The organism is Brevundimonas sp. (genome assembly GCF_023259385.1).
Classification (GTDB): Bacteria; Pseudomonadota; Alphaproteobacteria; order Caulobacterales; family Caulobacteraceae; genus Brevundimonas.
Genome location: NZ_JAHFPF010000305.1, coordinates 1 through 3,861, shown reverse-complemented (window position 1 = coordinate 3,861; position 3,861 = coordinate 1). Strand labels below are relative to the sequence as shown.

Below are 3,861 nucleotides of genomic sequence, written 5' to 3'. Positions count from 1 at the left end.
CCAGGAAGAAGCCGTACACCGCCCGCGGGAAGGCCTGGTCGTGGGTGGTGTTCATCCAGCGCGGAGCCAGGGTCAGCACCAAGATCCCGCCGATCACCGCCAGCACCGCCCCGACCCAGCGCCAGCCGCGCGGGAGGGCCAGCACCAGGGCGGCGAAGACGACATAGCAACCGACCTCGACGCTCAGCGTCCAGGCCGGGCCGTTCCAGGTCAGGAAGCCATGCAGGTTGTAGGCCTGGATCAGCAGCAGGTTGGTGAAGATCGACTCGACCGAGCGGTCGCGCGCGAACGGGGTCACGCTGTCGAAATGGGTCCACAGCCGCAGCAGCTCCAGCCCGATGAAGGCCGCCAGCATGAGGACATGCAGGGGCCAGACCCGGCCCAGCCGCCGCACCATGAACCGCCCGGCGTCCCGCGGCGTCTTCAGCCGCGCAGCATAGGCATGGGCGATGACGAAGCCCGACAGGACGAAGAAATAGTCGACGAACAGATAGCCGTGCTGGATCAGGCCCCAGTCGCGCCAATGACTGGCCACCGGCATGTGGAACATGACGACCAGGATGGCGCAGACCCCGCGCAGGGAATCCAGCGCCTCGAAGCGGTGGTGGGCGGCGTTGGCGGGTTGAGCAGGCATGTTCACGGGCGCGTGTTAGCGCCGCCCGCTGGCGCGCGATAGGGGCTTGTCAGCAGCCCCCGGCGCCGGGGGCTTTGGCCCGCATCCACGCCACCGACCGCTGCACCAGTTCGCGCAACACCGCCGGGTCCAGATCATCCAGCCGGTTCACATACAGGCAGCCCACGCTGGCCTTGTGCTTGCCCAGCCGCGCCAGCACGTCGTCCACTCCATCGAAGTCACGCGCGACATAGAGGACCAGGTTCGCCTTGCGCGGCGAGAAGCCGATGATCGGCCAGTCGCCGGTCGCCCCGCGATAGCTGCCGTAGCCGATGATCGACGGCCCCCACATCACGGCGGGCTCGCCCGAGGCCTCGGCCATCATCGCCTGCACCACCTCGGCGTCGGCCCGACGACGCGGGTTTTCGACGGCGGCGATGAAGTCGGCGACGGGGACGTCGGTGGGGCGGGTCTTGGGTTCGCTGGCCATGAGACATCCCTCCGGTCGCGAGCCTACCTCCGGACGGCGCTTCCCGCTACAGGCCGCCGCGTCCCGCCCTGCCTTGCGAAAAGCAGCGCGGCGATCACCACGAGCGCGAACGGAAAACCGCTGGGCGGCATCAGGGCCGAGCAGACCAGCAACCATACCCCCAGGCCGATGAACACCCCGCGCGGCACAAGCACGCCGCGTCGATCAAGATCGACCAGAAGAGTTCCCAGTCCCATGACCGGGACCGCGAAACTGCCGATCGTGGACCAGAACGCGAAGCCGCCGGCGACCAACTCCGGGCGCTGCCCAGCCAGCGGTCCCCAGTGCTCCCAGGTCCACAACCGGCCCCTCGCCAGATCTCCCGCATAGCTGAACGCGTCCAGACCAAGCACAGCGAGATGAAGGAGGCCCAGCCCGATCAGGCCGAAGCAACCCAGCCGATAAAGTGTCATGCCTTCACCTCCATACACTTCTGTATGGTCGCCCGGTTGGCAGCTGTCAATACAGTGGTGTATGGTTGGCGAATGACAGCCCCCCAGATCTCCCTGACCCGAACAGATTGGACACTGGCGGGGCTGGGTGCGTTGGCGGAAGGCGGCGTGGACGCGGTGAAGATCGACCGGCTGGCGAAGAGTCTCCAGGTCAGCCGGGGATCGTTCTATTGGCACTTCAAGGACCGTCACGACCTGCTCGCCGATCTGCTGACCCTGTGGGAGACGGATCTCACCGATCAGCTGATCGCCAATGCCTGGGATATCCCGAACGCCGCCGATCGCCTCCGCAATGTCGCCCTGCAGGCGATGGACCGACTGGTGCACGGCGTCGATGCGGCGAAAGCTGAAAACGCCCTGCGGGCCTGGGCCGCCGTCGATGACTCGGCGCGAGTCACCATGCGGCGCGTTGACGCCAGCCGCATCGCCTACATCGCCGCGGAACTTGAACGGCTGGGACGTCCGGCCGACGTCGCCGACGTCGCCGCGCGGGGGCTCTACATGACGCTTCTGGGGCTCTTCGTCGCCCGAACCTATAATCCCGAACTGGCGGACGACCGCGCCTGGATGGCCATCGTCAACGTGGTTCTGGATTCCGACGGCGCGGAATGAGTAGGGCCTAAAGGCTCTTCACGATCCCTTCGACCATCTTCTTGGCGTCGGCGAACAGCATCATGGTGTTGTCGCGGAAGAAGAGCTCGTTCTCGACGCCGGCATAGCCCGCCGCCATGCCGCGCTTGATGAACAGCACGGTGCCGGCCTTCTCCACGTCCAGGATCGGCATGCCGTAGATGGCGCTGGTCGGGTCGGTCTTGGCCGCCGGATTGGTCACGTCGTTGGCGCCGATGACGAAGGCCACGTCGCAGCTGCCGAACTCGGAGTTGATGTCCTCCAGCTCGAACACCTCGTCATAGGGCACGTTGGCCTCGGCCAGCAGGACGTTCATGTGGCCGGGCATGCGGCCGGCCACGGGGTGGATGGCGTATTTCACCTCGACCCCCTCCTCCTTCAGCTTGTCGGCCATCTCGCGCAGGGCGTGCTGGGCCTGGGCCACCGCCATGCCGTAGCCGGGCACGATGATGACCTTTGAGGCGTTCTTCATGATGAAGGCCGCGTCCTCGGCCGAGCCCTGCTTGACCGGCCGCGTCTCGACCGCGCCGCCCGGGCCGGCCGCCGCGTCTCCGCCGCCGAAGCCGCCCAGGATGACGCTGATGAAGCTGCGGTTCATGCCCTTGCACATGATGTAGCTCAGGATCGCGCCCGAGCTGCCGACCAGCGCCCCGGTGATGATCAGGGCGATGTTCTCCAGCGTGAAGCCCAGCGCCGCCGCGGCCCAGCCGGAGTAGGAATTGAGCATCGACACCACCACCGGCATGTCGGCGCCGCCGATGGGGATGATCAGGGTCGCGCCCAGGATCAGGGCGATGGCGAACACGCCCCAGAAGGCCCAGGTCGCCGTGCCGCCCGAGCCGATCATGACGCCGATCAGCAGGACCAGGCCCAGGGCCAGGGCGATGTTGATCAGGTGCCGGGCGGGCAGGATGATCGGGGCGCCGCTCATGTTGCCGTTCAGCTTGGCGAAGGCGATCACCGAGCCGGTGAAGGTGACGGCGCCGATGGCGACGCCGAGGCTTAGCTCGATGATCGACAGGGTCTTGATGCCGCCCGCGGCCGTGGCGATGCCGAAGCTGTCCGGGGCGTAGACCGCGCCCACCGCGACCAGACAGGCGGCCATGCCGACCAGGCTGTGGAAGGCGGCCACCAGCTGGGGCATCTGGGTCATCTGGACCCGGCCCGCGATCAGGGCGCCCGCGCCGCCGCCGATGACCACGCCGCCGGCGATCAGGCCCAGGGTCAGCGGGTCCATGGCCTTGCTGGCCCACAGCGTCAGCAGGGTCACACCGACGGCCAACGCCATGCCGATCATGCCGAAGGTGTTGCCGCGCCGGCTGGTCTCGGGGCTCGAAAGCCCGCGCAGCGACAGGATGAACAGGACGCCGGAGACCAGATAGGCCAGGGCCGCGATGGATGCGTTCATTCCGTTCCCCCACTCGTCATCAGAACAGTCCCGCCGTCGCCGATTCACCGACGGCCCGCGCCACGGCGGTCTCGACCTTGCCCGGGCGGCCGACGGCGATGGCCACCGGCCCCTCGCCGCCCGTCTTGGTCACCCGGCAATGGCCGGTGTCCAGCGGCATGCGACCCCGGGACGGCCCGGAGCCCTCGTCGGTCAGCTGGTTGATCCAGGCTTCCCGGTCATAGTTGTT

Annotated in this window: 5 protein-coding genes and 1 pseudogene; 1 reads left to right on the top strand and 5 read right to left on the bottom strand. The window is 67.7% G+C overall.

What is annotated here, in order from left to right; genetic code table 11:
- From Q0C81_RS17260 to Q0C81_RS17250, 3 genes are all read right to left on the bottom strand, one after another.
- The coding region (locus Q0C81_RS17260; RefSeq protein ID WP_291840911.1) for an acyltransferase at positions 1–634 on the bottom strand (634 nt) is incomplete at its 3' end.
- A 49-nt stretch (positions 635–683) separates the two neighbouring features.
- On the bottom strand, positions 684–1,103 hold the full coding sequence (locus Q0C81_RS17255; RefSeq protein ID WP_291840909.1) for a DUF1801 domain-containing protein: 420 nt from the start codon (positions 1,101–1,103) through the stop codon (positions 684–686).
- Between the two features lie 23 nt (positions 1,104–1,126).
- Positions 1,127–1,555, bottom strand: a complete 429-nt coding sequence (locus tag Q0C81_RS17250; protein ID WP_291840906.1) for a hypothetical protein — start codon at positions 1,553–1,555, stop codon at positions 1,127–1,129.
- Positions 1,556–1,627: 72 nt separating this feature from the next.
- Here Q0C81_RS17250 and Q0C81_RS17245 point away from each other — a divergent pair, with 72 nt between their 5' ends.
- Positions 1,628–2,206 carry a TetR/AcrR family transcriptional regulator gene (locus Q0C81_RS17245; protein ID WP_291840903.1) on the top strand — a complete coding sequence of 193 codons (579 nt, stop codon included), beginning with the start codon at positions 1,628–1,630 and terminating at the stop codon, positions 2,204–2,206.
- Positions 2,207–2,213: 7 nt separating this feature from the next.
- Here the strand turns inward: Q0C81_RS17245 and Q0C81_RS17240 are convergent, their stop codons facing one another.
- Positions 2,214–3,632 (bottom strand): NAD(P)(+) transhydrogenase (Re/Si-specific) subunit beta, encoded by a 1,419-nt coding sequence (locus Q0C81_RS17240; protein ID WP_291840900.1) that lies wholly within the window; start codon positions 3,630–3,632, stop codon positions 2,214–2,216.
- 19 nt (positions 3,633–3,651) lie between these two features.
- Positions 3,652–3,861, bottom strand: a pseudogene (locus Q0C81_RS17235) (hypothetical protein); the annotation flags it as partial.

What these genes read in the sequence shown, in the direction of transcription:
- Q0C81_RS17245 (WP_291840903.1), top strand. Translation starts at nt 1,628, where the DNA reads ATGACAGCCCCCCAGATCTCCCTGACCCGAACAGATTGGACACTGGCG.
- Q0C81_RS17255 (WP_291840909.1), bottom strand. Translation starts at nt 1,103, where the DNA reads ATGGCCAGCGAACCCAAGACCCGCCCCACCGACGTCCCCGTCGCCGAC.
- Q0C81_RS17250 (WP_291840906.1), bottom strand. Translation starts at nt 1,555, where the DNA reads ATGACACTTTATCGGCTGGGTTGCTTCGGCCTGATCGGGCTGGGCCTC.
- Q0C81_RS17240 (WP_291840900.1), bottom strand. Translation starts at nt 3,632, where the DNA reads ATGAACGCATCCATCGCGGCCCTGGCCTATCTGGTCTCCGGCGTCCTG.